This window comes from Mycobacterium sp. ZZG (assembly GCF_054786995.1).
Window position 1 is genome coordinate 25,508 of sequence record NZ_JBTBFV010000007.1, and the last position, 26,604, is coordinate 52,111.

Here is a 26,604-nt window from a genome sequence, read left to right on the forward strand (position 1 = left end):
TGATGATCACCGACGACGCGTTTCCGGTGGAACCCTGGCAGGTCCGGGAGACCCAGCTGAGGGTGGATCTGCTTGCGCAGACCGAATCGCTGTTCGCGTTGTCCAACGGGCACATCGGGCTGCGCGGCAATCTCGACGAGGGGGAGCCTCACGCGCTGCCCGGCACCTACCTGAACGGGTTCTACGAGACCAGGCCGCTGCCGTACGCGGAGGCGGGGTTCGGCTATCCGGAGGACGGCCAGTCCATCGTCGACGTCACCAACGGCAAGCTGATCCGGCTGCTGGTCGACGACGAACCGTTCGACGTCCGGTACGGCGACGTGCACGCCCACGAACGGACTTTGGATCTTCGGGCCGGCACCCTGACCCGCACGGCGGACTGGACCACACCGTCCGGCAAGCGGGTCAAGGTGCACTCGACCCGGCTGGTCTCGCTGTCCCAGCGCAGCCTGGCCGCTATCGAGTACATCGTCGAAGCCGTCGACGATGTGTTGCTGACCGTGCAGTCGGAGCTGGTCGCCAACGAGGACCTGCCTTCGCCGTCGGGCGATCCCAGGGTCGCCGCGGTGCTGACGAAGCCGCTGGAGGCGGTGCAGCACGAGATCAGCGAGCGCGGGGCACTGCTGATCCACCGGACCCGCTCGAGCGGGTTGACGATGGCCGCGGCGATGGACCACGTCATCGAGGGCGAAGGCCGGGTGGACGTCAGCGGTGACTCCGGCGACGACTGGGCGCGCACCACGGTGGTGACCGAACTGCGCGCCGGTCAGCGTTTGCGCCTGGTGAAGTACCTGGCCTACGGATGGTCCAGCCTGCGCTCGTGCCCGGCGCTGCGCGACCAGGTCGCCGCGGCGATCGCGGGCGCCCGGTACACCGGCTGGTCGGGTCTTCTGCAGTCACAGCGCGAATACCTGGCCGAGTTCTGGGACAGCGCGGACGTCGAGGTCGACGGTGACGCCGACAGCCAGCAGGCCGTGCGCTTCGGGCTGTTCCACGTGCTGCAGGCCAGCGCCCGCGCCGAGCGGCGCGCGATCGCGGGCAAGGGACTGACCGGAACCGGCTACGACGGCCACGCCTTCTGGGACACCGAGGGGTTCGTGCTGCCGGTGCTGACCTACACCGCCCCGCGCGCCGCCGCCGACGCGCTGCGGTGGCGGGCGTCGACGCTGGAGCTGGCGCGGGAGCGCGCCAAGGAACTGGACCTGAGCGGCGCGAGTTTCCCGTGGCGCACCATCCACGGCGAGGAATGCTCGGCGTACTGGCCGGCGGGTACCGCCGGTTTCCACGTCAACGCCGACATCGCGATGGCTTTCGACCGCTACCGGGTGGTGACCGGCGACGAGTCGCTCGAATCCGATTGCGGCCTGGTCGTTCTCGTCGAAACCGCCCGGCTGTGGGCCTCGCTCGGCCACCACGACCGATACGGTCGGTGGCGCATCGACGGGGTCACCGGGCCCGACGAATACACCGCGGTGGTGCGGGACAATGTGTTCACCAACCTGATGGCCGCCGCGAACCTGCGCGTCGCGGCCGACGCCTGCACCCGGCACCCCGACGGTGCGCGCGACCTCGGTGTCGACAACGAGGAGACGGCCGCCTGGCGTGACGCCGCCGACGCGGTGCACATCCCCTACGACGAGGAGCTCGGCGTGCACCCGCAGTGCGAGGGGTTCACCACGCTGCGGGAGTGGGACTTCCAGTCCAACACGAAATACCCGCTCCTGTTGCATGAACCGTACGTCCGGCTCTATCCGGCCCAGGTGATCAAGCAGGCCGATCTGGTGCTGGCCATGCAGTGGCAGAGCCATGCGTTCACCCCCGAGCAGAAGGCCCGCAACGTCGACTATTACGAGCGGCGCACCACCAGGGACTCGTCGCTGTCGGCATGCACTCAGGCGGTGATGTGCGCCGAGGTCGGGCATCTGGAACTGGCCCACGACTATGCGTACGAGGCGGCACTGATCGATCTGCGTGACCTGCACAACAACACCGGCGACGGGCTGCACCTGGCGTCGCTGGCCGGCAGCTGGACCGCGCTCGTCGTCGGGTTCGGCGGGCTGCGCGACGACGAGGGCGTACTGGCACTCGACCCGCACCTGCCCGGCGGCATCTCCCGGCTGTGTTTCCGGTTGCGCTGGCGCGGTTTTCGCGTGACCGTGGCAGCCGACCACGAGTCGGTCACCTACACGCTGCGGGACGGTCCGCGGGGGGCGCTGACCATCCGGCATGCCGGTGAGCCGTTGGAACTGACCACCCGGGAACCGACCAGGGTGGCGGTGCGGCCGCTGGTCCCGTTGCTGCCGCCGCCGTCGCAGCCGCCCGGGCGGGAGCCGCTGCACCGGCGGGCACGGATCGCCGATCGATAGGCCCCATCATGGGTTTCGCGGTGGAGGAGGCGCTCGACGAGCTGTACTGCGCTGCGCCCGGCGAGTTCACCCGAGTACGCACCCGGCTCGCCGCCGCGGCGAAGAAGAGCGGTGACGCCGATGCGGCACGGCGCATCGGCGACAGCCGGAAGCCGACGACGGCCGCGTGGGTGGTCAACACGCTGGTGATCGGCGGGACGGCCAGATCCGCTCTGACGCGGCCGCCGCGGTGCGGGCCGCGAAGCGCTAAGTTGCCAACAGCGCCGCGTCGAACGTGATGCGGTAAGCGAAATGCTGAGCGCCACGCTTAAATTCGGGAGTTCGACATGGAGACCGACATCCGCCGGGTGGTGACCGGCGCGTCCATCGGTAATGCCGTCGAGTGGTTCGACTTCGCCATCTACGGCTTCCTGGCGACGTTCATCGCCGCGCACTTCTTCCCCGCCGGCAACGACACCGCCGCGCTGCTCAACACCTTCGCGATCTTCGCCGCGGCGTTCTTCATGCGTCCGCTCGGCGGATTCTTCTTCGGGCCGCTCGGCGACCGCATCGGCCGCCAGAAGGTGCTGGCGGTGGTGATCCTGCTGATGTCGGCGGCCACGCTGTGCATCGGTGTGCTGCCGACCTACGACACCATCGGGGTGGCGGCACCGCTGCTGCTCCTGTTCTTCCGCTGCCTACAGGGCTTCTCGGCGGGCGGCGAGTACGGCGGCGGCGCGGTGTACCTGGCGGAGTTCGCCGGCGACGCCCGCCGCGGCCTGACCGTCACGTTCATGGCCTGGTCCGGGGTCCTCGGCTTCCTGATGGGCTCGGTCACCGTGACCGCACTGCAGGCGCTCCTGTCCGCCGAGGCCATGGAGAGCTACGGCTGGCGCATCCCGTTCCTGATCGCCGGGCCGCTGGGACTGGTCGGTCTCTACATCCGGCTGCGCCTGGGCGACACACCGCAGTTCGCCGAACTGAACAAGGCGGACAACACCGCCGAGTCGCCGCTGCGGGAAGCCGTCACCACGTCGTGGCGGCAGATCCTGCAGGTGATCGGCCTGTTCATCGTCTTCAACATCGGCTACTACATCGTGTTCACGTTCCTGCCAACGTATTTCATCAAGACGCTGGGGTTCTCCAAGACCGCGTCGTTCGTGTCGATCACGCTGGCCTGCGTGGTGGCGCTGGTGCTGATCCTCCCGCTGGCGGCGCTGTCAGACCGGGTCGGGCGGCGGCCGCTGCTCATCGGCGGCGCGGTCGCCTTCCTGGTGCTCGGCTACCCGCTGTTCCTGCTGCTCACGTCGGGCTCGCTGGTCGCGGCGATCTCGGCGCACTGTCTGCTGGCCGCGATCGAGTCGGTCTACATCTCCTGCGCGGTGTCGGCCGGGGTGGAGCTGTTCGCCACCCGGATCCGGTTCAGCGGGTTCTCGGTGGGCTACAACGTGTGCGTCGCCGTGTTCGGCGGCACCACCCCGTACGTCGTGACGTGGCTGACCGCGGCCACGGGAAACCCGATCGCGCCGGCGTTCTACCTGATGATCGCGGCCGCGCTGTCGCTGCTCACGGTGCTCACGCTGCGGGAATCGGCGGGCCGAGCATTGGCGCAGGTGCAGGACGACCCCGCTAGGGTGGGCTCAGGCATCCACGAAGGGGAGACGCGCAGATGAAGCTTCAGGTGTTGCCCTACGTCACCGTCGAGATCGACGACCGGCTACGGCGCCGCGTGCGCACCGCCGGCGAGAGATTCCGGGTCACCGTCCGGGCTTACCTGCGCAGCGCTGCCGACGACGTGGACGCCGCCGGGGACCGGGTCAGCGGACTCTGCGACCGTGCCGTGCACCGGGTGGACTCGGTGGTCGCCCGCGTCAACGACCGGATCGCGCCGACGCAGTCGGAGCCGGCCGGGTCTGGCCGGCCGGCCCCACACCTGCGGGTGGTCGACGGGCGGGCGTCCTAGGTTCGCACCCGGCCGGACCGGCCGCCGACGAAGAATGAGCCGACCAGCACCACCAGGCCGACGACCGCGACCGGGATCGCCCACGAGCGCCGCGACGACAGCGCCGACTCACACGAGGCGGCGTAGTCGGTATGCGGGACGATCTCGTTGAGCACCGGCAGGTTGGCCAGATTGCCGCTGTCGGCGTCGCGGGCCTCCGACAGATCGGCGGCGATGCCGTTGCCGCATCCGATGCTGCCCTCGGGTCCGGGGATCGACACCGGCACCAGGAGCGCGATGACACCTGCCAGCAGCACCGCCACTCCAGCGATCATGATCAACCGTCGCACATTCATGCCCGCACTGATGCCCCAGTTCCCCGGCGCCGAAACAAGATCGATCATTTGTCGAGAGGGGACCGGGCTGGGCGGGGGACCGGTAAAGGTGCTTTCCTTGTCGGGTGATCGGGCATGGCCTTACCGTGCTGCTGGCCTTTCTGGCCGCGGTGTTCCTTGCTGTCGGCATCGTGGTGCGCCAGCGGGCGACCCTGGACGTGCCCGCCGAGGACGGGGTCAGTGCCGTGATGTTCCGGACTTTGCTGCGCCGGCCGCTGTGGTGGGCGGGCACCGCGGCCGCCGTCGCCGGCTTCGTCTTCCAGGCGCTGGCGCTGGCCAACGGGTCGCTGCTGCTGGTCCAGCCCATCCTGGTCTCGGCGCTGCTGTTCGCGCTTCCGCTCAGCGCCCGGCTGGCGCACCGGCGGGTCACCCGGGCCGAGTGGGCCTGGGCGGTGCTGCTCACCGCGGCGCTCGCGGTGTTCGTGGTGCTCGCCAAGGCCAGCCCCGGCGACTATGAGGCGTCGCTGTCGACTTCGGCGCTGGTGGCGGTGGTGTGCACGATCGCGGTGCTGGCGTGTGTGATCGTCGCGACCCGCGTCATCGGATGGATCCGCGCGGTGCTGCTCGCCGTTGCGGTCGGGGTGCTGTTCGGGGTGGTCGCGGTGCTGACGAAATTGGTCATGCACGTGCTGACACACGAGGGTCTGACGGCGGTGCTGACCACCCCGGTGCTCTATCTGCTGGGCCTGCTCGGTGTGGTGGCGACATTGCTGCAGCAGTCCTCCTTCCACGCGGGCTCGCTGCAGACCTCGGTGCCGACCATGCTGGTGCTCGAACCGATGGTCGCGGTGATCCTCGGGGCGGTGGTCCTCGGCGAGCAATTGAACGCCGACCGTTGGGACGCGATCGCGATCGCGGTGGCGACGGTGGCGATGGTGGCGGGCACGATCGCGCTGGGCCGCGACGAGGGCGCCTACGAGGAGATGCTGGAAGCGGACAAGGCGGAAAACGCTCAGGCGGCTTCGGGCAGCGGATAGCCGCGGTCCCGGGCGACGTCGGCCAGCGCGGCGCGCAGCCTGGCGCGCCCGCGGTGCAGCCGGGACATCACGGTGCCGAGCGGGGCGTGGGTCAACTCGGCGATCTCCCGAAACTTGCGGCCCTCCACGTCGGCGTAATACACCGCGGTGCGGTACTTCTCCGGCAGCGCGCGCATGGCCGCGGCGATCACAGGGTCGGGCGTGTGGGCCAGCACGACCTCCTCGGTGGATTCCGGGGCGTTGCCGCGCCTGCCGTGCCGCAGCAGCTGACCGTCGGTGAACTCGTCGGTGAACTGGAGCCCTGGCCTGCGCTGTTGTCTGCGGTAGGCGCTGATGTGGGTGTTGAGCAGAATCCGGTACAGCCAGCCGGCGAGATTGGCTCCGTCGCCGAGGGGGTCGAGGGTGTCGAGGGTGCGGAAACTGCCGAACGCCGCATAGGCCTTGGCCGCCGTTTCCTGGAGCAGGTCTTCGGCGTCGGCGTGGTCTCGAGTCAGGGTGAACGCGTGCCGGTACAGACCGGCGATCAGCGGTATCGCCTCACGTTCGAAACGGTCGGTGAGCGGGTCGTCCTCTGGGGTGTCGGGCATGCTTCGACTCTCCCGATGCGGCGCCCCCGCGTCTGCCCGGCTGGCCTCCAAAACGGGTGCGGAGAACCGCACCGCACGCTACCGGTTAACCCCCATACCAGGACGCCCAGCGTCGGATCTCGACGCTGATCACCGGTCCGTCGAGCTCGACGCGCCGGTATTGGGGGTACTTGGCGCGCAGCAGCGCGTAGCCGGTGGCCATCTCCACGCCGCTGTGGTGAATGGTCGCGACGCCGTCCGCGCGCACCCACCACAGCCGGGACCAGTCTTCGTCGTAGTGCTGGACCAGCAGGCTGACCGCCGGGTTGTTCTCGATGTTGACCAGCCGGCGCAGCCGCTGCGTCGACTTCGGCTTCGCGTCGATCGCGGTGTACAGGATGTCCTGGCGGTGCTCGGGCATCGCGAACACCACCGGCACCAGGTGGGGCACCGCGTCGAGGCCCGCGGTCGCCAGCATCGCCACCGGCGCGCCGGCAAATGCGGCAGTAACGTCACGGTCGTCGGATTCCGCCATCGTCCCAGGGTAGGGTGCGCAGAGCTGGTCCGATTCGTTCACTGCGGAGTCGCGGGGCGGTAACCGCTGAGCCACTGCGCAGCCTCCTGCTCATCGGAAGGTTCGGCAATGAACACCGCACGCAACACCTCCCGGCCGTTGGCCCGGTTCCTCGCCGTCGCCGCGTCGGTGCTGCTGGCCGGCGGCGCTGTGGCCTGTGCGCCACCGGAGAAGGACAGCTCGAACGCCCAGACCGAGTCGGGGGTGAACGCCGCCGAGGCCACCTCGGCAGCGGATTTCGGCGGCATGGAGGGCCTCGTCGAGGCCGCCAAGGCCGAGGGCGAGCTCAATGTGATTGCGCTGCCTCCGGATTGGGCCAACTACGGCGCGATCATCACGGCGTTCTCCGACAAGTACGGCATCAAGGTGAACTCGGCGCAGCCCGACGCGTCCAGTCAGGACGAGATCAACGCCGCCAATCAGCAGAAGGGCCGCAGCACCGCGCCCGACGTCTTCGACCTCGGCCAGTCGGTGGCTCTGGCCAACACCGCGATGTTCGCGCCGTACAAGGTCGAGAAGTTCGACGACATCCCCGCGGCGTTCAAGGACGCCGACGGCACCTGGGTCAACGACTACGGCGGCTATATGTCGATCGGTTTCGACTCCTCCACGGTGCCGCCGGTGACCAGCGTCAACGACCTGCTCAAGCCCGAGTACCGGGGCAAGGTGGCGCTCAACGGCGACCCGACGCAGGCCGGCGCGGCGTTCTCCGGTGTGCTGATGGTGGCGCTGTCGCAGGGCGGTTCGGCCGACGACATCGCTCCCGGGGTCGAGTTCTTCCGCAAGCTCAAGCAGGCCGGTAATTTCCTGCCCGTCGACCCGACACCGGCCACCATCGAATCCGGCCAAACCCCGGTGGTGATCGACTGGAACTACACCAACTCCGCCGAGACCAAGAAGCTGCCGTCGTGGACGGTGCTGGTGCCGCCGGACAACGTTGTGGCCGGGTACTACTACCAGGCGATCAACAAGGACGCGCCGCACCCGGCGGCCGCGCGCCTGTGGCAGGAGTTCCTGTACAGCGACGAGGGACAGAACCTGTTCGCCCAGGGTGGCGTTCGCCCGGTGCGGGCCGACAACATGCTCGCCGACGGCACGCTGGACGCGGCGGTGGCCGCGGCGCTGCCGGTGGTGAGCGGACCGGTGACCGTGCCGACGCCCGAGCAGACCGAGGCGGCCTCGAAGTACCTGGCGGAGAACTGGGCCGCCGCGGTCGGCTGAGCGTACGCCCGTGGGTCTTGCACGCCGACTGCGTGATTCGCTGCCGCTGCTGCCGTTCCTGACCGTGGTGGTGATCTTCCTGATCATCCCGACGGTCACGGTGGTGGTGGGGGCGGTGTACGCCGATGGGGTGTTCAGCCTGGACCGCATCGCCGCGCTGTTCACCGGCACCGCGCTGTCGGCGCTGCGGGACAGCGTGCTGCTGTCGGGCGCCACCGCACTGCTCGGCGCGTTCGGGGGCGCGGCGCTGGCGTGGCTGATCGTCAGCAGTCCGCCGACCTCGATGGTGCGTCGGACCGTGCTGTCCCTGTGCAGCGTGCTGGCCCAGTTCGGCGGTGTGGCACTGGCGTTCGCGTTCCTGGCCACCGTGGGGCTGAACGGGGTGCTCACGCTGTGGGTGCAGCAGGTGTTCGGGTTCAACCTGGCCGGCTCGGGCTGGCTCTACAGTCTGAGCGGATTGATCCTGGTGTACACCTACTTCCAGATCCCGCTGATGGTCATCGTGTTCGTCCCGGCGCTGGAGGGGCTGCGGGAGCAGTGGCGCGAAGCCGCTGTCAGCCTCGGCGCGTCGACGTGGGCGTACTGGCGTGAGGTGGCGCTACCGCTGCTGACGCCGGCCTTCCTGGGCTCGGCTCTGTTGTTGTTCGCCAACGCTTTTGCCGCCTACGCCACCGCCGCGGCGCTGGTCAGCCAGGGCAGTCCGATCCTGCCACTGCTGATCCGTGCGTCGCTGGTCAGCGAGGTGGTGCTCGGGCAGGCCGGGTTCGCCTACGCCCTGGCGCTGGAGATGATCGTCGTGGTTGCCGTGGTGATGGCCGCCTACAACCTGTTGGTGCGCCGTAGTTCCCGGTGGTTGTCATGAGGACCCGGTCTTGAAAGCCGCTGTGCGTGGGGCACTGTGGGTGATGTTCGGGTTGTTCTTTCTGTTTCCGCTGTACGCGATGGCCGATTTCTCCACCCGCAACCTGCTTTCCGACGGGCGGACCTGGCAGGCGTGGGCCAATCTGATCGCCGACGAGACGCTGTACCAGGCGATCGTGGTGTCGCTGCTGCTGGCGGTGCTCACTGTGGCCGCGATGCTGATGCTGCTGGTGCCGACGATGATCTGGGTTCGGCTGCGTGCGCCATGGGCCAGGGGCCTGGTCGAGTTTCTGTGCCTGCTGCCGTTGACGATTCCGGCGCTGGTGATCGTCGTCGGCCTGCGCAACGTGTATCTGTGGGTGACGTACTTCCTCGGCGAGTCCGCGCTGACGCTGACGTTCGTCTACGTGATCATCGTGCTTCCGTTCGCGTACCGGGCCATCGACGCGGCGCTGTCGGCGATCGATCTCCGCACGCTCTCGGAGGCCGCCAGATCGCTGGGGGCGGGCTGGTTGTCGACCATAGTGCGCGTGGTGGTGCCCAACATCTGGTCGGGAATCCTGTCGGCCGCCTTCATCTCGATCGCGGTGGTGCTGGGCGAGTACACAATCGCGTCGTTGTCGGGCTACCAGACACTGCAGGTGCAGATCGTGCTGATCGGCAAGAGCGACGGCCCCACCTCGGTGGCGGCGTCGCTGGCGACGTTGCTGTTCGGTTTCGCGCTGCTGCTGATCCTGTCGCTGGTGACCAGAGGCCGACGCAACGTGGGAGTGACCGTATGAGTGGAGTCGCCGTCCAGCTCGACGAGCTGACCCGGGTGTACGGGCAGACCCGTGCGCTCGACGGCCTGACGTTGCACATCGAGCCCGGCGAGCTGGTCGCACTGCTGGGCCCGTCCGGGTGCGGGAAGACCACCGCGTTGCGGATTCTCGCCGGACTCGACGAGGCGACGTCGGGCACCGTGTCGGTCGGCGGCGTCGATGTCAGCCGGGTGCCGGCGAACAAGCGCGATATGGGCATGGTGTTCCAGGCTTACAGCCTGTTCCCTCACCTGACGGTGCTCGACAATGTCGCGTTCGGACTGAAGATGCGTGGAAAAGGTAAGCGGGACAGGTTGTCCCGTGCGGCCGACATGCTTGACCTGGTGGGTCTGGGGGAGCTGGGAGGGCGTTACGCCAAGGAACTGTCGGGCGGGCAGCAGCAGCGCGTCGCGTTGGCCCGGGCGCTGGCGATCCAGCCGCGGGTGCTGCTGCTTGACGAACCGCTGTCGGCGCTGGACGCCAAGGTCCGCACCCAGTTGCGGGACGAGATCCGCAGGGTTCAGCTCGAAGTCCGCACGACGACGTTGTTCGTGACCCACGACCAGGAGGAGGCGCTCGCGGTCGCCGACCGGGTCGGCGTGATGAACCAGGGCCGGCTCGAGCAGCTGGCCGCCCCCGCCGAGCTGTACGCGAACCCGGCCACACCGTTCGTCGCCGATTTCGTCGGGCTGAACAACAAGGTGCCCGCCACGGTGTCCGGTGGCACCGCCCAGGTGTTCGGGGTGTCGGTGGCCGCGCTGCCCGGTTCCGTCGACGGCGAGGGGGTGGCGATGGTGCGTCCCGAGTCGGTGACCGTCACCGTCGACCCCGCCGGCGCGGCGACCGTCACCTCGGTGTCGTTCCTCGGCGCGATCTCGCGGGTGCATCTTGCGCTGCCGGGCGGGGCCACGGTCAGCGCTCAGATGGCCAGCTCGGCGGCGCGGGCGTTCGCCCCGGGCGACCCGGTGGCCGTGGGCCTGGAGGAGAGCTCGGAACGCGGCGGCGTGCTGGTCACCCGTCCTTGACGGGTTCGGGTCGGCGCCGAAGTCTCACCCGCACCAGGTATCCACGTTTGGCAGCGAAAGTTCGAGTGCAGGCCTGCACAACGTGGATTTCTGTGGCGGATGGTGCCTGCGTTCACCCTTGAGCGGGTCAGACGTCCTTGACGGGATCGATGCCGAGATCGCGGTAGGTGACCAGCGCGTGGAACGGCACGTTGCGCCTGGCGAAGCGCGCCGCCGCGACGTCGCCGCGGTCGACCATCGGGATCACCCCGGTGACCACCACGCCGAGCGGGGCGATGCGTTCCAGCGCGAGCTCGGTCGAGCCGCCGGTGCTGATCACATCGTCGACGAGCAGCACCCGCATGCCTGGCTGCAGCCGGGTGCCCTCGACCCACTGCTCCCTGCCGCGTGTCTTCTGTTCCTTGCGCACCGAGAACCACGCCTTGCCGGTGACCATCGCGACGCCGTGCGCCAGCGGGTCCGCGCCCATGGTCAGGCCGCCGACGGCGTCGAACTCGATGCCGTTGGCCGCGGCGAGGTCGGCGACCGCCCGGGACACGATCGCCAGTCGCTCACCGGTGTCGACGGCGTACTTACCGTCGATGTAGTCGTGGCTGAGCTGACCGCTGGCGAGCTTGAACGGTTCCTCGCGCCGTTCGTGGCCGCGGGTGCGGATCAGCTCGAACGCGGCCTGCCAGCTCTGCGGGCGGTCGTCTCCGGTCGGCATGTGTCAGTCTCCTCGGGCCCGTCGTGTCAACTCGACAGCGGCGGAACGCAATTGGTCGATGGAATCGATCGGCCCGGCATAGCCGACGCGGGTGTAGGCCATGCCGCGCGGCGTATCCAGCCGCAGATCGAGGCCGTAGCGGTCGGCGGCGGTGCACGTCGCCGCCACCGCGTCCGGGTATCCGCCCAGGGTCCGTGCCATCGCGACGAGCGAGTCGGGGTGGTCGGCGTTGAGGTGGGCGATCGCGCCGGCGGCGTGCGGGGCGATCGGGTCGGGCCGGGCCGCCGTGTACTCCGCACCGGTGGTGGAGTCCATCCGGCCGTAACCGCCGACCCAGCGCACCCGGGCCACCCGCAGCACCCACAGCGTGAAGTCGCTGTAGTCGATGTAGTACCTGGCGGCGTCGACGGCGCTCAGATGGGCTTGCCGCGCGGCGTCGCGTTCGGCTCCCTCCGGGGCCTCGACGCGTCCGGCCAGGGTGATCCGGGCGCTGGCCAGCGGATCGGCATCGGTGGTGGGGGCGGTGATCGCGAGGCTCGCCCGCGGGTCGGCGGCCAGGTTGCGGCCGTGTTCGGCAAGGTTGGACACGCAGAGCACCGGGGCGCCGTCGAGCAGGCCGTAGGTGACGAACGACGCCCACGGGTCGCCCTCGCGGGTCAGCGTCGCCAGCGTGCCGGTGTTGGTTGACGCCGCGATGGTGCGGGCCTCCTCGGCCGCCGACGGGCGCGCGGGATTGGCAGGTTCGGTCAGCGGGGGCGCGACGGTGGGCGCATCACCCGGGTCACCGTGGTCACGTGTGGGGCCGGTGGACGTCACGACGGCACCCTATCCTGCCCGCACCGTCCAGGGGCACACGTCATCGGGCCTACCCGCTTGTGCCGATGTGAGAGAATTGCAGGCGAATTCGTCCTTCGTGAACACAACGAAATCCTCCGGAGATGGAGGCGCCATGGCCGGGCCCGCACTGCGAACCTTCACGGTCGCCGGCGTGCTGACCGCCACCGCTGTCTTCGGCGGCGTGATCGCGGTGCCGGTCGCCGCGCAGCCGTCCGACTCCGACGGCTCCAGCCAGAGCGCCGACGGTCCCGACAGCGGGTCCGACCCCACCGACGGCGGCACCGGGGGCGATACCGGAAGCGATGACGACGGCGGGAGTTCGAGCGAACCGGAGGCGCCCGCCGAACCGACCCAGGGCTTGCCCGACGACGAACCCGAACAGATCGAGCCGACCCGGATCGTCGAATCCGATCCGGGCGCAGGCACCGGCGGTTCCCGGCAGTCGGAGTCGGTGGTCGAGAGCCCGCGGCCGGCTCCGTCGTTCCGGCAGCCGGCGCCCGAGCGCAACGCGATCAAGCTGCCGTTCGTCAGGCTGCCCGCCGCCGGGGAGATCCCGATGGGCAGCTGGCCCACGCCGTCGACGTTCTACACGACGGTGGAGATCCCGGTGCCGACGCTGACCGAGTTCCTGCGTGCGCTACAGGTCGTTCCGGCCCCTGCGCCGCCGCCCGGGCCGGCGTTCCGCACCCAGGAGGAGGCGCCCGTCGCCGACGCGACCACCGGAACCACCACCGGTGGTGGCGGCGGCGGGGCGGGCGGCGCGTACCCGGAGGCGGTCGTGTTCCGGGCGCCGTTGGTGACCGTGCCGCGGGCCGGCACCCTGGCCGGGAAGCCGCTGCGGCCGGCACCGCAGGCGCCGGGCGCGACCGCCGCCCCCAACGTCACCGCTCCCGGCGTCGCCGGGGTGCGGACCCCGACGATCCGGGGCTCGGTGCCGCCCACACCCGGGGCGACGGTGGCACCGCCGGCCGTCCCGGCCGGCGGACAGGCTCCCCGGCTGGGCGCCAACCCGCGCGGCGTGACCAACCCGACCGTCGCTCAGATCGCGGCAGTCGCACTGCCCGGGGTGGCCGGCTTGATGTTCCTGACGTTCAGCGGCGGCGTGATCGGCTACCGACAGGCCAACAGCACCCGGTTCGTGCGAACCGCAGGAGCGGAGCGCTTCCTGCCTTAGCCCGGCTCGCGCGGTGATTCCTTTCGCGCCGTGCTGGGTAGGTTTCACACCATGACGCTGGCATTCGGCGATTGGATCGTTGACCGCCGCTGGTACGCCGGCCGCAGCCGCGAACTCGCGTCGGTCGTGCCCGCCACGGTGACCCCACTCGAAGATGACCTGGAGCATGTGCTGCTCGACGTGACCTACAGCGACGGCACCGGCGAGCGCTACCAGTTGCTGGTGCGGTGGGTGGACGGCCCGGCCGCGCCGGGGTTCCTCGACCCGGCGGCGGTGATCGGCACGGTGTCGGGTGCCGGCGGACAGCGCACGGCCTATGACGCGCTGTTCGACCCGGAAGCCGCCCGCCGTCTGCTGCGACTGATCGACACCTCCGCGACCGTCGCAGACCTGCGGTTCACCCGCGAGACCGATGCGGTGCTGCCGGTGCACGCGCCGCCCAAGGTGTCGAGCGCCGAGCAGAGCAACACCAGCGTGATCTTCGGAAAAGAGGCCATGCTGAAGGTGTTCCGGCGGGTCACCCCCGGGATCAACCCCGACATCGAACTCAACCGGGTGCTGGCCCGCGCCGGTAATCCGCACGTCGCGACGCTGCTCGGCTCGTACGAGACGTCGTGGGCCGGGCCGGGGACCGAACCGTCGGCGTTGGGCATGGTGGCCGCGTTCGCCGCGAACAGCGCCGAGGGCTGGGACATGGCCACGGCCAGCACCCGTGAGTTGTTCGCCGACGAGGTCGGCAGTGACTTCGCCGACGAGTCCTACCGGCTGGGCGAGGCGGTGGCCTCGGTGCACGCCACGCTGGCCGAGACACTGGGCACCTTCACCGTGCCGTTTCCCGTCGATTCCGTGCTGGCACGGTTGGCGTCGGCGGCGCGGGCCGCCCCGGAGCTGGCCGACCACGTGCCGGCGATCGAGGAGCGCTACCGTGCGTTGTCAGGGCAGCAGGTGCCCGTGCAGCGAGTGCACGGCGACCTCCATCTCGGCCAGGTGTTGCGCACGCCGGAGAGCTGGCTGCTGATCGACTTCGAGGGCGAGCCCGGTCAGCCGCTCGACGAGCGCAGGCGGCCGGATTCGGCGCTGCGCGACGTCGCCGGAATGCTGCGGTCGTTCGAGTACGCGGCCTCGCAGCGGTTGGTGGAGCTGGAGCCCGGCGCGGACGCCGACGGCCGACTGGCCGGCATCGCGCGCAACTGGGTGGACCGCAACAGCGCGGCGTTCTGCGCCGGGTATGCCGCCGTCGCCGGCATCGATCCGCGTGACCACGGGGCGGTGCTCGCGGCCTACGAACTGGACAAGGCGGTCTACGAAGCGGCATACGAGGCCCGCTTCCGGCCGTCGTGGCTGCCGATCCCGATGCGGTCCATCGCGCGCATCCTGAGCTGAGCGCCAGGCTGGCAGCCGTGGTCACCGGGTAGGGCGCCGCCGCTCTACGGCTCCTACACCCGGCCCGCCCGGCCGGTGGGCATGCGGGACAACCCGCTGCCCGCGCGGTGGCCACGGCTGCAACAGCACGATCAAGTTAACACAGCGCCAGGCAAATCCGGGTTGACTCGGCCGAGCTAAGCGTGGTGGCGCGCAACGGCTTTCATCTGAAGTTCGGCTCGGCCCGCAACACCAGCACCGTCCTGGCCGGAACCGGCAAGGTGGCACCGGCCTGGTGGGAGGTGCCCGGCTCCGGGGCGACGGCGGCAACCGAGGACACCACCGGCTCCCAGGACGCGGCAAACTCGTTGGGCGGTAACGTGAAATCGATAGGCTCGTGGTGGGCGTTGAAGAACAGCAGGAACGAGTCGTCGACAACGCGCTGGCCCCTGGCGTCCATGTCGGGGATTCCGTGCCCGTTCAGATACACCGCGACCGATTTCGCGAAGCCGGAACCCCAGTCTTCACCTGTCATCTCGGTGCCGTCGGGCGTGAACCAGGCGATGTCGGGCAGGCCTTCCTGGCCGCGCCGACCTACCGGCTTGCCGCTGAAGAAGCGCCGACGCCGGAAGACCGGGTGTTCGGCCCGCAGTTGCGACACCGCTCGGGTGAACTCCAGCAGGTCGGTGTCGACGTTGCTCCAGTCGATCCAGGTGATCTCGTTGTCCTGGCAGTAGCCGTTGTTGTTGCCGCCCTGGGTGCGGCCGAGTTCGTCACCGTGACAGATCATCGGGACACCCTGAGACAACAGCAGCGTGGTCAGGAAATTGCGCTGCTGCTGTGAGCGCAGCGCCAGGATCTCCGGATCGTCGGTGGGACCCTCGACCCCGCAGTTCCACGACCGGTTGTGGCTCTCGCCGTCGTTGTTGTCCTCGCCGTTGGCCTCGTTGTGTTTCTCGTTGTACGAGACGAGGTCGCGCAGGGTGAAGCCGTCGTGGGCGACGACGAAGTTGATCGACGCGACCGGCCGGCGCGCGGTGCGTTCGTACAGGTCGGCTGAGCCGGTGAGACGGTAGGCGAACTCGTCGAGGGTGGCCGGCTCGCCGCGCCAGAAGTCGCGGACGGTGTCGCGGTATTTGCCGTTCCACTCGGTCCACTGCGGCGGGAAGTTGCCGACCTGGTAACCACCGGGGCCGACGTCCCACGGTTCGGCGATCAACTTGACCTGGCTGACGGTCGGGTCCTGCTGAACGAGTTCGAAGAAGGTGGCCAGCCGGTCCACTTCGTAGAACTCGCGCGCCAAGGTGGAGGCCAAGTCGAAGCGGAAGCCGTCGACATGCATCTCGGTGACCCAGTACCGCAGCGAATCCATCAGCAGCTGCAGCGTGTGCGGGTGGCTGACATTGAGGCTGTTGCCGGTCCCGGTGTAGTCCATGTAGTAGCGCTTGTCGTCGTCGACGAGGTGGTAGTACGCGGCGTTGTCGATGCCGCGCATGGACAACGTCGGGCCCATGTGGTTGCCCTCGGCGGTGTGGTTGTAGACGACGTCGAGGATGACCTCGATGTTGGCCTCATGCAGGGCGCGGACCATCGCCTTGAACTCCTGCACCTGCCCGCCGGGATTCGGGTTCGAGCTGTACTTGGCGTCGGGGGCGAAGAAACCGATGGTGTTGTAGCCCCAATAGTTCGACAAACCCTTCTCGATCAGCGTCGAATCGTTGGCGAAGTGGTGCACCGGCATCAACTCGATGGCATTGACGCCCAGAGACGTCAGGTGTTCGATGATCGCCGGGTGCGCGACGGCGGCGTAAGTGCCGCGGATCTGGTCGGGGATGTCCGGGTGGGTCTGGGTGAGGCCCTTGACGTGCGCCTCGTAGATGACGGTGTCGGCGTACTCGTGGCGAGGCGGACGGTCCACTCCCCAGTCGAAGTACGGGTTGATGACGACCGACTTGGGCATGCTTGCCGCCGAGTCGTCGTCGTTGCGGCTGTCCGGATCACCGAAGTCGTAGCCGAACAGAGACTGATTCCAATCGAAGGTCCCGTCGATGGCCTTCGAGTACGGGTCGAGAAGCAGCTTGTTCGGGTTGCACCGCAGCCCATTGGCGGGGTCGTGCGGCCCGTAGACGCGGTAGCCGTAGCGCTGTCCCGGCTCGATGTTGGGGATGAACCCATGCCATACGAAACCGTCGACTTCGGGCAGCGTCACGCAGGCGGTCTGTTCGCCGTCGGCGTCGAACAGGCACAACTCGACCTTCTCGGCGGCCTCGCTGAACAACGCGAAGTTGGTGCCGGAGCCGTCATAGGTGGCACCGAGCGGGTAGGCCTTGCCCGGCCACAGCTCGAGCGGGATCGTGGTTCCCGGCGAGCCGGCGATTTGTGTCAAGTGGGCTCTCCTGAATTTGTGCGAGGTTCGGCGTTGGCGACGATAGGGGATGCCCACGCCACGGGCAGTGCAACCGTCGGCTGCCTCACACGGCCGCGACGCCGGCCGCGCGCAGTGCGTGGACGGCCTCGTCGGTGCTGTCGGGGGACACCCCGGCCGTCAGGTCCAGCAACACCCGCGTGGTGAAGCCGGCGGCGGCCGCGTCGGCGGCGGTGGCTTTCACGCAGTAGTCGGTGGCGATCCCGACCACGTCGACGGCGTCCACGTCGTGCGCCCGCAACCACTCGGCCAGCGTGGTGCCCTCGGCATCTGTGCCTTCGAACCCGCTGTAGGCGGCCGAGTGATGCCCCTTCTCGAACACCGCCTCGATCGGCGTGGTGTCCAGATCGGGATGAAACTCGGCGCCGGTGGTGTGCGCGACGCAGTGCACCGGCCACGTATCGACGTAGTCGGGGGTGTCGGAGAAGTGAGCGCCGGGATCGATGTGGAAGTCCTTGGTGGCGACCACGTGGTCATACCCCGGCCTCGCGGCGAGCAGGTCGGTGATGCCGCGTGCCACCGCCGCACCGCCGGTGACCGCCAGGGAGCCGCCCTCGCAGAAGTCGTTCTGCACGTCGACGATGATCAGTGCTCTACCTGATGGGCTGTCCGAGGTCACCTGTCCACGGTATCGTCGGCGGAATCGGCCCGCAGATGTGCGGTCAAAAGCAGGTGGTCGAACGTCGACCGGGGCGGCAGGACCTCCTCGTACACCAGCGCCCCGTAGTCGGAGAGCAATTGCTCGGCGAGCAGCCGGAGCTTGATATTCGTCTCCTGGGACCGCCAGCGCAGCAGTTCGAACGCGGCTTCAGAATCGACCCGGTAGATGAGCATCAGCATGCCCTTGACCTGTTCGATCACCGCGCGGTTCTCGGTGATCTCGGCCAGCGCCTCGGTCAGCATGGCCTTGGCCTGCGCGTCGGTCGGCGTCATGTCGACGTAGAACCCGTGCGTGCCGATCAGACGGCCGCCCCCGTCGAGGAGCTGGTCGCCGATCACCACGACCTCGTGGACGTCGCCGCGGGTGTCGATGATGCGGTGACGGGTGGAGAACGTCTGGTGCGTGCGGCGCACCTCGTCCAGCGTTGCCGCGACCTGCTGGCGGTCTTCGGGGTGCTTGTGCGACAGCACGAGTTCGGTCGTCGGCGTCACGGTCCCCGGCTCGTACCCGTGCAGGATCTGGACCTGCTCGGACCACTCCCAGCGCTCGTCGGCGAAGTAGAACCGGAACCAACCGACCCGCTGGGGCGCCCCGCTGACGAGCGCCTGTTCCAGAGAGTCCTCACTCGCCACGACCGAACCCTAACGTGAGAAGCTGCCTGCTCATCCGCCGAACAGCAGATACAGGCCGGTGAACGTGTAGCCCACCATCACCAGCATCATGGCGAGCTGACCGGTGAGCTGGTGCCGGGCGGGAAGCACCGCCAAAGCCTTGTCGTGGGCGGCGATCACCCCGGCGATGTGGCCGGCCACCACGAAGCCGACCTTCAGCGTGGCCAGCAGTGCCGGATGCATGGAGAGCACATACGCCACCTCGGCGTCGGTCTGGCCGAACAACCGGTACACCGTCTGCTGTCCCCGCTCCACCAGATAGGTCAGGTAGTGGGCGAAGACGTAGCCGATGACGATCGGGATCAGCGAATGTGCCAGCAGCCCCGGCAGTTCCCGGCGGGTGCGGGCGTCGACGCCTCCGGTGCAGCGGGCCGCGGCGGTGAAGGTCAGCGCGACGATGCCGACGAACAACGCCAGCCCGGCGGTGCGCACCCCGGTCGCGGCCAGGTCCGAGCCGGTCATGTCGTCGACGAACCCGCGGAACATCGGGGTCGCCGAGAAGCTGTCGTACGCGGTGGATCCGAGCAGCACCGACAGCACGGCGACGACGCCGGGCCGCACCGGCAGCGTCAGCAGGTGGTCGAACGGATTGCCGATCGCGATGCGCCCGTCGGGATTCCGGCGCAGCGGTGACAGGCGCGACGCGACCACGCTGTACACCTCGAAGGGGTCGGCGTTGGCGCACCAGCGGGTGCCGCAGCAGAAGGCGCCGATGATCGTGACCGCGAGGTACACCGCAAGCCACAGCCGGATCGCGCCGAGCGAACCCGGGTCGGGGCTGGCCAATTCGAGCCACACGAAGGCGAAAAGGCCGGCCGCGGCAGGCCAGTACCCGAGCGCGGCGGGATACGTCGCGCCCAGCGATCGGCGCCCGGTGACCAGGTGCAGCGCGCGCACCGGCGACAGCACCCGCCAGACGGGGCCGAACAACACCGACAGCGCCACCAGCCCGACCCACAGCAGCACGTAGAACACGCCGGGCAGCGCGTTGTCGGCGGTCTGCGGGCCGAGATAGGTTGCGGCGCCGACCCATCCGGTGAGAAGCAGGGCCACGGCGGCAAGCAGCCGGCGTGTCACCGGCGCGTCGACCGCGCGGGTGAGCCACGGCGGCAACGGCCGTCCCGGTTTCGTTGCGGAGAACCGGGGTTTGCGCCACGCCAAGGCCACCACGGCGAAGGTGAACGTCAGTGCCCACGCGGCGCCGATGAGGGCATAGGTGAACGGGATCGGCAGGTCGGCCGAACCGCCCAGGCCGTGGGCCAGCAGTTGTGCGCTCACTGCGGCAGGCTCACCGCACCTGGATCGTCGCGATCGTCTTGTGCAGAGTGTGCAGTTCGACGTCCACGCGTCCGGGCACCTCAGCGGTGAACTGGAAGCTCTGGGCCGGGCCGATGCCGACGTCGAAGCTGTGCTCGGGTGTCGAGTGCACGTGCAGTTCGTCGGTGGCGTCGCTACTGACCCGGATGACGATCGGTTCATTGACCTTCGCCTGCAGCTGGGCGTTGGTCGGGTTCACCTCGCCGCCCGCGATCGTGACGTCGATGACGAGCTGCTCGGGCGGCGCCTGCGCGTCCGATGCCATCGGCGGTTCCGTCGCTGCGGAGCCGGAACTGGTTGCGCCGCTGTCGGAGTCGCTGGTTCCGGTGCACCCGGCGAGCAGCAGCGCCGCCACGCCGAGAGCAAGGACTCGATGTGGTGTCCGATGTGGTGTTGTCACGGTTCCTTGGTGTTGTCGGGTTTGCGCCGGTTCCTGGCGGCGATGTAGACGACCACACCGGCTACGACGATCGCCGGTGCGAACGCCGGCACGGCCAGCCAGATCGGGTGGTCGGCCAGCAGCACGACCTCGGGACTGCCGGTCATGACTGCGCGCTGGGTTGGAACTCCGCCTCGCTGCCACTGGGTTCACTGTTGTTGATTCGTCCAGCGCCCCAGGCGATTCCGGCGACCATGGCCAGGGTGCAGAACAGGACCACCAGGCAGCCGATCAACCACAGCGAGGCCGGGATGTCCGGGCTGCGTTCGCGCTGAAGGATGGTGATCTCCGAGACGAACGGGCGGGTGAACTGCGCCTCGGCGGGCACCTCTTCGGCGCCGATACCGGGATCGCCGGCCAGATAGATCGGCACCGCGGTCAGGGTGCGGCCGTCGTGCACCCGCAGCAGCGTCTTCCAGGTGCCCGACACCGGCATGGGCTGGGTGGAGACGTAGTGGCCGGGGCCGACCTTCTCCAACGGGTCGATGAACTGCCCGCGCTCGTTGGCCAGGCCACCCTGCCACCCGAGCACTGCGACCCAGTTCGGGTCGTCGCTGACGACGTCGGGCGGGTTGAATCGCACGTCGGCGGTGACGAAGCGGCCCTCGCCGGGCCCCTGGGCTTCGGTGAGCGTGACCTGCGCTGTCGCGTCCTGCGGTGTGGTGTAGCGCAGCCCGTTGGCAGCCGCGGCGCCGATGACCAGCACGGTCAACACGACCAGGCTGACGCCGATCGCGCGCCGCGGCAGGCGGCGCCCGGTGAGCACCATGCCGGCCATCGCACCGCATGCCCCGGTGAGGACGGCGACCGGGACGGCCATCCCGAGCGCTTCGGGCCAGATGCTCGTCGGCCAGGTCAGCGGGTAGACCGCGTTGATCCACAGCGACTCGAGCCACAGCCCGACCGTGGCGATGCCGAGCCCGCTGACCGCACCGAACACGATCGGGCGCTTGTACAGCGGAGTGAGGGCGACCAGTTCGACCACGACCGCCGCGCCCAGGTAGAGCGGGAACCAGTTGACCGGCGCATCGAGCACCGGCGCGACGAGGAAGGCGACGATGCCGCGCAGGCCGATCGCGATCACCGCGGCGATCAGCGCGGCGCCCTTCCCGAGGAAAATCCGGGCCATCACCAGCGCCAGGCCCGCGGCGGCGGCGATCAGCATCGGCTGGAACACCTGCCGGAACTGCGGGACACCGAAGTCGAACTCGATCTGGTACACCGAGGCGCCGATCAGCACACCGGCGAAGGCGAGGTACAGAACGAATCTCAGGCCGATGCCGTCGCGCGGCCGATCCGGGCCGACCGCCCGCCTGCCCTCGTACTCGAGGTAGGCCGCGGCCAGCGTGGAGAACCCGGCGCCGCCGATCATCATCAGGTGGGTCGGTCCCCACAGCGTGACGTCCTGGCCGAAGATGCGGTGCCAGATGTCGTCGAGCGGGAAGCCGAGCAGCGCATAGAGGCCGCAGCCGGCCATGACGATGCCACCGACCGGCGCGTACCAGTGGTCGGTGATCCGCACGGCGGCCGGTCCGGGCTTGTCGTACGGCAACACCATCGCGGTGCAGCCGGCCACGAAGATGCCGAACAGACCGATCAGGATGAAGTAGTGGGCGGGGTTGGCCAGCGCGCCGTCGTCGCGGCCGTTGCCGATGTGCAGGCTGACGTCCCAGATGAAGCCGAACAGCGCGCAGATGATCGACGCGGTGAACAGTGCGACCGGCAGCGCCACCCACGGCGGACGTTTGAACAGCCTCCCCGACCAGTCGGCCAGGGAGGCCAGCCAGGTGATCTTGTGACTGCGGTGCAGCCAGCCGATCCACAACAGCACCGCCGAGACGACTGCACCGGCCACCGTCAACAGGACGATCTCGTGGAGGGCGGTACCACCGCCTTCGTCGCCTCCCGACGTCTGGGCCAGAACGGTTATCGCTTGTGAAGGAAACTCCATCGTGATCCCATCCCGCGTACCGGACACCTATATGACTGGTCGGTAATGTTGCCAGAACTGCGTCACGTGAAACCAGGAGTACCGGGTTTGACGTGCCCGTTATTTCCGCGGTGGTCGAAGCACCTTCATCGCCATCTGCATCACCGGTGCGGGGATGCGGTCTTTCATCGAGAGCGCCGACGCGCCCATCTGCGTCCGCACTGGGGTGCCGCGGCCGAATATGCGGTTGATCGGGCCGCCCGTGGGTTCCAGGTCGACGTGCAGCGGCGGTTTGCCGTCCGCGGCGCCGAGCGCATTGGAGATCACGATGCGCTGGATCTCGCTGGTGCCCTCAAAGATGGTGTAGAGCTTGGCGTCCCGGTACCACTTCTCCACGGGGTGATCCTTGATGTAGCCCCACCCGCCCATGGTCTGGATCGCCCGCTCGGTGGCGCGGACTGCGAGCTCACTGGCCGCCAGCTTGGACATCGAGCCCTCGCCGCGTTCGAACGGCACCCCCGTCGCGGCCATCCAGGACGCGCGCCAGGTGAGCAGCCGCGCAGCGTCCAGCTCGGTCGCCAGATCGGCCAGCGGGAACGCGATGCCCTGGTTGTCGATGATCGGCGCGCCGAACGCCTCCCGCCGGTTGGCGTACTCGGTCATGTACTCCAGTGCGGCACGGGCGATTCCGAGCGCCTGCGCGGCCACCATCGGACGGGTCTGCTCAAAGGTACCCAGGGTGGCCGAGCCGGAATGGCGGGCGCCCTCGACCGCCTCGCGCGCGCGGGCAAGTTTGTGGTCCAGCTTCTCCTGACCGCCGAGCAGGTGATCGGCCGGCACCCGGACCCCGGTGAACTTGAGTTCCGCGGTGTGCGAGGCGCGGCACCCCAGCTTGTCGAGTTTGCGCACCATCTCCAGACCCGGAGTGCCCCCGGGGACGATGAAGAGCGCCTGCCCCTTGTGTCCGAGTTCCTGGTCGACGACGGCATTGACGACGTGGACGTTGGCGATGCCGCCGTTGCCGATCCACATCTTGTGGCCGTCGATGATCCAGTCGGCGTCGGCGCCCGGGCCGGCCCGCCGGGCGGTGGTGCGAAGGTTGCGCACGTCGCTGCCGCCCTCGGGTTCGGAGATCGCCAGCGCGGCGAGCTTCAGATCGCCAGGAGTGCCGAAACACTCTGGCGCCCACTGCAGCATCTGTTCGGGGGAGGCGGCCTGCCCGATGGCCGACAGCGCCAGCGCGGGCATCACCACCGCGAGGCCGATGCCGGCGCAGCCCCAGAACAGCTCCTCCATGAACATCGGCAGTGACAGACCGGTCGGGTCGCCGATCAGGTCTCGATAGAACAACGGGCTGTAGAAGCCGCGGGCCGCCGCTTCCTCAAGGACCGGCCACGGGAACTCCTGGCGCTGGTCGTACTCGGCGGCGACGGGACGGACCACCTGTTCGGCGAATTCATGGGTGCGGCGGGCGAGGTCATGCTGGGCGGCGGTCGGAGTGATGTCGAAGGCCACAGCTTTCCCCCCTTGATCGGCTTATCGTGGCGAGTACCCAACGTCGGCGAAAAATCCACCGCGGGGGAAGCGATGAAGATCGGACCGCTGCGCCTTCGGCAACGTGATGCGATCACGTGCGGGCCGACGGTGGCGGTGGTCGCCGGTGCGATGGTGGACCCGGCTTATCGGCTGTCGCTGACTGCGCCCGACGCCGTGGTGTGGTTTGCCGCCGAACAGGGTCGGGTGCACGCGTCGGTGAACCGGGTGTGGCCCAGGGCGTTGGGCACCACGCCGGTGGGGATGGCGCATGCCGTCACCTCGCACTGTCTGGGGCGCGGGGTGAGCTACCGGTGGCGCCCGTGGTGGGGGCGGCGGGACCGGTTGGCCGATGTGCTGGCGGCGGTGCGATCGGGGTGGCCGGTGGCGGTGCTGGTCGGCCGGATCGTGCCCCGGCACTGGGTGCTGATCGTCGACGTGGTCGACGACGTGCTGCAGTGCTACGAACCGTCGTCCGGAGACGTCCGCGGCGTCAAGGTCGATGCAGTGCGCCGGGCACGACTGACCGGGATGGGCTATCCGCGCCCGTTCGCGTTCGTGCTGCCGAAATAGGCGTTCGTGACACCGAATCCGACGTTCGTGCTGCCGGCTAGTCCGGGCTCTCCCGCATGGACGCGTCGTCGGCAACTCCAAGCGATTCGGGCACCGGCCAGCACGGTGGGGACTTCAGACTGGCCAGCGCCAGGCTGCTGATTGCCATCAACACGATGGTCAGGAGCAGGAAATTGGTGTAGCCGCCGAAATGATCCGATGTGGCTCCCGCGGCCAACGGCCCGAACGCGGTGCCCAGCGACAGCCCGGCCACCAGCCCGCCGAACAGCCCGCCGAAGTTCTTCAGCCCGAAGTAGCGCGACGCGAGATAGGCGATGACGTCGACCTCGGCACCGAGCGTCAGGCCGAACAGCGCCGCGGCCACCGTCTGGCTGACCGGGCTGCTGCCGTCGATCAGCAGCGCCGCGCAACCCAGGATCGGCACCAAGTAGGCGCAGGCCCCGACCACGCGTCCGGGGAAGCGGTCCAGCAGCACGCCGACCCCCAGGCGCCCGGCGATCGAGAACACCCCGACCAGCGCCGCCGTGCCCGCTGCAGCAAGCGGTTCGGCACCGGCGTCGCGCAGGATCGGAACGAGGTGGACCACGATGCCCAGCGTGGTGAACGCGAACAGCCCCGCGGCGAGCAGAAGTTTGTAGAAGGTGGCAGAACGCAGCCCCTCCCGCAGCGTGAGGCCCGGCAGGTCGGCCGGGCCGCAGGGCGCGGCGGCAGGGGGTACCGCGGTCCGGACCCGCGCGGGGTTGTCGTCCCGCGCGCCGCCGCCCCGCGCCACCTTGGCATCCTGCACGCCACGGAAGAAAAGCCAGACGACGACCAGCACGAGACCGCCCCACACCGCACCGAGGCCGAAAAACGCTCCGCGCCAGCCCCATTCGTCGATGAAGGTGGTCGCCAGCGGAGGGAAGACCGCCGCGGCCAGCGATCCGCCGGACAGCGTGACCGCGAAGGCCAGACCGCGGGAGGCCTCGAAGCGGCTGGCGACCGCCGAGGTCCACACCGTGGTCTGGACCCAGAACGCGGCGAACGCCAGCAGCGCCCACAACAGCAGCCAGTTCGTCATCGACCCGGTGGCGGTGCCCAGCAGTGCGAACGCGCCGCCCATCAGCGCGACGCCAACCAGGCCGACCCGGCGCGGACCGAGACGGTCGACGGCCAGACCGATGGGCATGGCGGCGACCGCGGCTGCCATCCCCACGATCGTCAGACCCGCCGAGGCCTCGGCCCGGCTCCACCCGAACGTCTCCTGCAGCGGCTGCATGAACGCACCGAGCGAATAGACATGGATGACGCCGATCGAGTAGCCCAGGCCGGCCGCCACCGGCAGCGGGCCGTAACGGCGCCACTCGGTGAGCGCCCGGCGCTCCGTCTCAGCCATGCCGGCCCCTTGTCAGTCACGCGCTGCCGTGTTGTGCGCTGTGCGAGTGCTCAGGATTCTAGGGCGACGGCTGGTGCGGTTGCCGGCTTACGTCGGGATCGGACCCGCCTCGGCGATGCGACGCTGCGCGTCGCCGACCGAGATGCGCAGCCGGCGGGCCAGCACCTCGGCCCACGGCGCTCCGGCGAACTCGACCGGCGGGGGCCCGGAGACCATCTGCGCGAGCAGTTGCCGCTGTTTGACGGCCAGCGTCTTCTCCAGCGCGTCCAGCCTGACCAGCAGGGCCCGCTGATCGACCGGCCGTAACGCGGTGAACGGTAGGGCGGAGACCGCCCGGTGCGCGCGATCGACGGCGTCCAGCGCCGCGATCCATTCCTTCTTCGAACTCATGTTCGACAGCCTAGATCCGGGGTCCGACACGCGCCGATACGCTGGGGAGATGACGAGAAAGCTCGCCACCGCCGATGTGGTCACGTTGCCCGAGTTGCTCGATTTCATCGGACCCCGGCACCGGATGATCCTGACCACCTTCCGCGCCGACGGCTCCCTGCAGAGCTCTCCGGTCTCGGGCGGGGTGGACTCCGAGGGGCGGATCGTGATCGCGAGCTACCCGCAGCGCGCCAAGGCGGCCAACATCACAAGGCGTGCGCACGCGAGCGTGGTGGTGCTCTCCGACGAGTTCAACGGCCCCTATGTGCAGGTGGACGGGCCCGCCGAGGTCGTCGACATGCCCGAGGCGCTGGAGCCGTTGGTCGAGTACTTCCGCGCCATCGCCGGAGAGCATCCGGACTGGGACGAGTACCGCCAGGCGATGCTCGACCAGCGCAAGTGCCTCATCCGGGTCACGCCCGAGCGCTGGGGCCCGGTGGCGACCGGGGGATTCCCGCCTCGTTGA

The 26,604-nt window shown here is 69.2% G+C and carries 28 protein-coding genes; 13 read left to right on the forward strand and 15 right to left on the reverse strand.

The features are described 5' to 3' along the window. Positions 1–2: 2 nt before the first annotated feature. From ACXMYJ_RS06500 to ACXMYJ_RS06515, 4 genes are read left to right on the forward strand one after another with little or no spacing between them, the layout of a single operon-like run. Positions 3–2,366: a glycoside hydrolase family 65 protein gene (locus ACXMYJ_RS06500; protein WP_260757858.1), complete on the forward strand. Its 2,364-nt coding sequence runs from the start codon at positions 3–5 to the stop codon at positions 2,364–2,366. An 8-nt stretch (positions 2,367–2,374) separates the two neighbouring features. After that, positions 2,375–2,644: a hypothetical protein gene (locus tag ACXMYJ_RS06505; RefSeq protein ID WP_313901352.1), complete on the forward strand. Its 270-nt coding sequence runs from the start codon at positions 2,375–2,377 to the stop codon at positions 2,642–2,644. 48 nt (positions 2,645–2,692) lie between these two features. Beyond that, the gene (locus ACXMYJ_RS06510; protein WP_260755902.1) at positions 2,693–4,018 is read left to right on the forward strand and encodes an MFS transporter; all 1,326 of its coding nucleotides are present in this window, start codon (positions 2,693–2,695) and stop codon (positions 4,016–4,018) included. Next, a complete protein-coding gene (locus ACXMYJ_RS06515; protein ID WP_260755901.1) occupies positions 4,015–4,308 on the forward strand; it encodes a hypothetical protein in 294 nt (97 codons plus the stop codon). Before ACXMYJ_RS06510 ends, ACXMYJ_RS06515 begins: the two co-directional genes overlap by 4 nt. Here the strand turns inward: ACXMYJ_RS06515 and ACXMYJ_RS06520 are convergent. Beyond that, a complete protein-coding gene (locus ACXMYJ_RS06520) occupies positions 4,305–4,643 on the reverse strand; it encodes an aminopeptidase (protein ID WP_260757857.1) in 339 nt (112 codons plus the stop codon). The genes ACXMYJ_RS06515 and ACXMYJ_RS06520 overlap by 4 nt on opposite strands. A 104-nt stretch (positions 4,644–4,747) precedes the next feature. Here ACXMYJ_RS06520 and ACXMYJ_RS06525 point away from each other — a divergent pair, with 104 nt between their 5' ends. After that, positions 4,748–5,659: a DMT family transporter gene (locus ACXMYJ_RS06525; protein ID WP_460354840.1), complete on the forward strand. Its 912-nt coding sequence runs from the start codon at positions 4,748–4,750 to the stop codon at positions 5,657–5,659. On the opposite strand, the gene ACXMYJ_RS06530 is transcribed toward ACXMYJ_RS06525, so the two are convergent. Next, positions 5,635–6,246 (reverse strand): sigma-70 family RNA polymerase sigma factor, encoded by a 612-nt coding sequence (locus ACXMYJ_RS06530; protein ID WP_260755899.1) that lies wholly within the window; start codon positions 6,244–6,246, stop codon positions 5,635–5,637. The two genes, ACXMYJ_RS06525 and ACXMYJ_RS06530, sit on opposite strands and share 25 nt — an antisense overlap. 85 nt (positions 6,247–6,331) lie before the next feature. Next, positions 6,332–6,760: a TIGR03668 family PPOX class F420-dependent oxidoreductase gene (locus ACXMYJ_RS06535; RefSeq protein WP_260755898.1), complete on the reverse strand. Its 429-nt coding sequence runs from the start codon at positions 6,758–6,760 to the stop codon at positions 6,332–6,334. 108 nt (positions 6,761–6,868) lie between these two features. Here ACXMYJ_RS06535 and ACXMYJ_RS06540 point away from each other — a divergent pair, with 108 nt between their 5' ends. From ACXMYJ_RS06540 to ACXMYJ_RS06555, 4 genes are read left to right on the forward strand one after another with little or no spacing between them, the layout of a single operon-like run. Further along, entirely contained in the window at positions 6,869–8,020 is a 1,152-nt protein-coding gene (locus ACXMYJ_RS06540; protein ID WP_260755897.1) for an ABC transporter substrate-binding protein, read from the forward strand. 10 nt (positions 8,021–8,030) lie between these two features. Next, positions 8,031–8,882, forward strand: a complete 852-nt coding sequence (locus ACXMYJ_RS06545; RefSeq protein ID WP_260755896.1) for an ABC transporter permease — start codon at positions 8,031–8,033, stop codon at positions 8,880–8,882. A gap of 43 nt (positions 8,883–8,925) precedes the next feature. Then, the gene (locus ACXMYJ_RS06550) at positions 8,926–9,663 is read left to right on the forward strand and encodes an ABC transporter permease (RefSeq protein WP_443189375.1); all 738 of its coding nucleotides are present in this window, start codon (positions 8,926–8,928) and stop codon (positions 9,661–9,663) included. Beyond that, positions 9,660–10,706, forward strand: a complete 1,047-nt coding sequence (locus tag ACXMYJ_RS06555; protein ID WP_460354846.1) for an ABC transporter ATP-binding protein — start codon at positions 9,660–9,662, stop codon at positions 10,704–10,706. The genes ACXMYJ_RS06550 and ACXMYJ_RS06555 overlap by 4 nt, the downstream gene beginning before the upstream one ends. Positions 10,707–10,833: 127 nt before the next feature. Here the strand turns inward: ACXMYJ_RS06555 and ACXMYJ_RS06560 are convergent, their stop codons facing one another. Both ACXMYJ_RS06560 and ACXMYJ_RS06565 read right to left on the reverse strand, forming a co-directional pair. Further along, a complete protein-coding gene (locus tag ACXMYJ_RS06560) occupies positions 10,834–11,412 on the reverse strand; it encodes an orotate phosphoribosyltransferase (protein WP_260755894.1) in 579 nt (192 codons plus the stop codon). Between the two features lie 3 nt (positions 11,413–11,415). Then, positions 11,416–12,228 (reverse strand): HugZ family pyridoxamine 5'-phosphate oxidase, encoded by an 813-nt coding sequence (locus ACXMYJ_RS06565; protein WP_460354849.1) that lies wholly within the window; start codon positions 12,226–12,228, stop codon positions 11,416–11,418. A 133-nt stretch (positions 12,229–12,361) separates the two neighbouring features. Here ACXMYJ_RS06565 and ACXMYJ_RS06570 point away from each other — a divergent pair, with 133 nt between their 5' ends. Further along, positions 12,362–13,423, forward strand: a complete 1,062-nt coding sequence (locus ACXMYJ_RS06570; protein ID WP_460354851.1) for a hypothetical protein — start codon at positions 12,362–12,364, stop codon at positions 13,421–13,423. 51 nt (positions 13,424–13,474) lie between these two features. Further along, positions 13,475–14,806 (forward strand): maltokinase N-terminal cap-like domain-containing protein, encoded by a 1,332-nt coding sequence (locus ACXMYJ_RS06575; protein ID WP_460354853.1) that lies wholly within the window; start codon positions 13,475–13,477, stop codon positions 14,804–14,806. A 202-nt stretch (positions 14,807–15,008) separates the two neighbouring features. On the opposite strand, the gene glgX is transcribed toward ACXMYJ_RS06575, so the two are convergent. The 8 genes from glgX to ACXMYJ_RS06615 all read right to left on the reverse strand — a co-directional run bounded on the left by glgX (position 15,009) and on the right by ACXMYJ_RS06615 (position 23,743). After that, positions 15,009–17,171: a glycogen debranching protein GlgX gene (glgX, locus tag ACXMYJ_RS06580; RefSeq protein WP_260755890.1), complete on the reverse strand. Its 2,163-nt coding sequence runs from the start codon at positions 17,169–17,171 to the stop codon at positions 15,009–15,011. Between the two features lie 85 nt (positions 17,172–17,256). Next, entirely contained in the window at positions 17,257–17,829 is a 573-nt protein-coding gene (locus ACXMYJ_RS06585; RefSeq protein ID WP_260755889.1) for an isochorismatase family protein, read from the reverse strand. Next, on the reverse strand, positions 17,826–18,503 hold the full coding sequence (locus tag ACXMYJ_RS06590; RefSeq protein ID WP_443189374.1) for a PAS and ANTAR domain-containing protein: 678 nt from the start codon (positions 18,501–18,503) through the stop codon (positions 17,826–17,828). The genes ACXMYJ_RS06585 and ACXMYJ_RS06590 overlap by 4 nt, the downstream gene beginning before the upstream one ends. A 30-nt stretch (positions 18,504–18,533) precedes the next feature. Beyond that, on the reverse strand, positions 18,534–19,820 hold the full coding sequence (locus tag ACXMYJ_RS06595) for a hypothetical protein (protein WP_260755887.1): 1,287 nt from the start codon (positions 19,818–19,820) through the stop codon (positions 18,534–18,536). 10 nt (positions 19,821–19,830) lie between these two features. Next, complete coding sequence (locus ACXMYJ_RS06600; protein WP_260755886.1) at positions 19,831–20,259, reverse strand: hypothetical protein; 429 nt, start codon at positions 20,257–20,259, stop codon at positions 19,831–19,833. Beyond that, entirely contained in the window at positions 20,256–20,405 is a 150-nt protein-coding gene (locus ACXMYJ_RS06605; RefSeq protein ID WP_260755885.1) for a hypothetical protein, read from the reverse strand. The genes ACXMYJ_RS06600 and ACXMYJ_RS06605 overlap by 4 nt, the downstream gene beginning before the upstream one ends. Continuing rightward, a complete protein-coding gene (locus ACXMYJ_RS06610) occupies positions 20,402–22,249 on the reverse strand; it encodes a hypothetical protein (RefSeq protein WP_443189372.1) in 1,848 nt (615 codons plus the stop codon). Before ACXMYJ_RS06610 ends, ACXMYJ_RS06605 begins: the two co-directional genes overlap by 4 nt. Before the next feature lie 99 nt (positions 22,250–22,348). Next, on the reverse strand, positions 22,349–23,743 hold the full coding sequence (locus tag ACXMYJ_RS06615) for an acyl-CoA dehydrogenase family protein (RefSeq protein ID WP_443189371.1): 1,395 nt from the start codon (positions 23,741–23,743) through the stop codon (positions 22,349–22,351). A gap of 72 nt (positions 23,744–23,815) precedes the next feature. Between ACXMYJ_RS06615 and ACXMYJ_RS06620 the strand changes: the two genes are divergently transcribed. After that, positions 23,816–24,334, forward strand: coding sequence for a hypothetical protein (locus ACXMYJ_RS06620; RefSeq protein WP_260755882.1), 519 nt, complete (start codon positions 23,816–23,818; stop codon positions 24,332–24,334). Positions 24,335–24,371: 37 nt separating this feature from the next. Here the strand turns inward: ACXMYJ_RS06620 and ACXMYJ_RS06625 are convergent, their stop codons facing one another. Then, on the reverse strand, positions 24,372–25,709 hold the full coding sequence (locus ACXMYJ_RS06625; protein WP_260755881.1) for an MFS transporter: 1,338 nt from the start codon (positions 25,707–25,709) through the stop codon (positions 24,372–24,374). Between the two features lie 87 nt (positions 25,710–25,796). Continuing rightward, on the reverse strand, positions 25,797–26,099 hold the full coding sequence (locus tag ACXMYJ_RS06630; RefSeq protein WP_260755880.1) for a DUF222 domain-containing protein: 303 nt from the start codon (positions 26,097–26,099) through the stop codon (positions 25,797–25,799). A gap of 49 nt (positions 26,100–26,148) precedes the next feature. Between ACXMYJ_RS06630 and ACXMYJ_RS06635 the strand changes: the two genes are divergently transcribed. Further along, entirely contained in the window at positions 26,149–26,604 is a 456-nt protein-coding gene (locus ACXMYJ_RS06635) for a PPOX class F420-dependent oxidoreductase (protein WP_460354861.1), read from the forward strand.

Bases quoted from the DNA above. Each gene is read 5' to 3' on its own strand.
- ACXMYJ_RS06505 (WP_313901352.1), top strand. From the start codon at position 2,375: ATGGGTTTCGCGGTGGAGGAGGCGCTCGACGAGCTGTACTGCGCTGCG.
- ACXMYJ_RS06625 (WP_260755881.1), bottom strand. From the start codon at position 25,709: ATGGCTGAGACGGAGCGCCGGGCGCTCACCGAGTGGCGCCGTTACGGC.
- ACXMYJ_RS06510 (WP_260755902.1), top strand. From the start codon at position 2,693: ATGGAGACCGACATCCGCCGGGTGGTGACCGGCGCGTCCATCGGTAAT.
- ACXMYJ_RS06520 (WP_260757857.1), bottom strand. From the start codon at position 4,643: ATGAATGTGCGACGGTTGATCATGATCGCTGGAGTGGCGGTGCTGCTG.
- ACXMYJ_RS06635 (WP_460354861.1), top strand. From the start codon at position 26,149: ATGACGAGAAAGCTCGCCACCGCCGATGTGGTCACGTTGCCCGAGTTG.
- ACXMYJ_RS06570 (WP_460354851.1), top strand. From the start codon at position 12,362: ATGGCCGGGCCCGCACTGCGAACCTTCACGGTCGCCGGCGTGCTGACC.
- ACXMYJ_RS06630 (WP_260755880.1), bottom strand. From the start codon at position 26,099: ATGAGTTCGAAGAAGGAATGGATCGCGGCGCTGGACGCCGTCGATCGC.
- ACXMYJ_RS06610 (WP_443189372.1), bottom strand. From the start codon at position 22,249: ATGGAGTTTCCTTCACAAGCGATAACCGTTCTGGCCCAGACGTCGGGA.
- ACXMYJ_RS06535 (WP_260755898.1), bottom strand. From the start codon at position 6,760: ATGGCGGAATCCGACGACCGTGACGTTACTGCCGCATTTGCCGGCGCG.
- ACXMYJ_RS06500 (WP_260757858.1), top strand. From the start codon at position 3: ATGATCACCGACGACGCGTTTCCGGTGGAACCCTGGCAGGTCCGGGAG.
- ACXMYJ_RS06560 (WP_260755894.1), bottom strand. From the start codon at position 11,412: ATGCCGACCGGAGACGACCGCCCGCAGAGCTGGCAGGCCGCGTTCGAG.
- ACXMYJ_RS06540 (WP_260755897.1), top strand. From the start codon at position 6,869: ATGAACACCGCACGCAACACCTCCCGGCCGTTGGCCCGGTTCCTCGCC.
- ACXMYJ_RS06550 (WP_443189375.1), top strand. From the start codon at position 8,926: ATGTTCGGGTTGTTCTTTCTGTTTCCGCTGTACGCGATGGCCGATTTC.
- ACXMYJ_RS06530 (WP_260755899.1), bottom strand. From the start codon at position 6,246: ATGCCCGACACCCCAGAGGACGACCCGCTCACCGACCGTTTCGAACGT.
- ACXMYJ_RS06515 (WP_260755901.1), top strand. From the start codon at position 4,015: ATGAAGCTTCAGGTGTTGCCCTACGTCACCGTCGAGATCGACGACCGG.
- ACXMYJ_RS06605 (WP_260755885.1), bottom strand. From the start codon at position 20,405: ATGACCGGCAGTCCCGAGGTCGTGCTGCTGGCCGACCACCCGATCTGG.
- ACXMYJ_RS06555 (WP_460354846.1), top strand. From the start codon at position 9,660: ATGAGTGGAGTCGCCGTCCAGCTCGACGAGCTGACCCGGGTGTACGGG.
- ACXMYJ_RS06620 (WP_260755882.1), top strand. From the start codon at position 23,816: ATGAAGATCGGACCGCTGCGCCTTCGGCAACGTGATGCGATCACGTGC.
- ACXMYJ_RS06575 (WP_460354853.1), top strand. From the start codon at position 13,475: ATGACGCTGGCATTCGGCGATTGGATCGTTGACCGCCGCTGGTACGCC.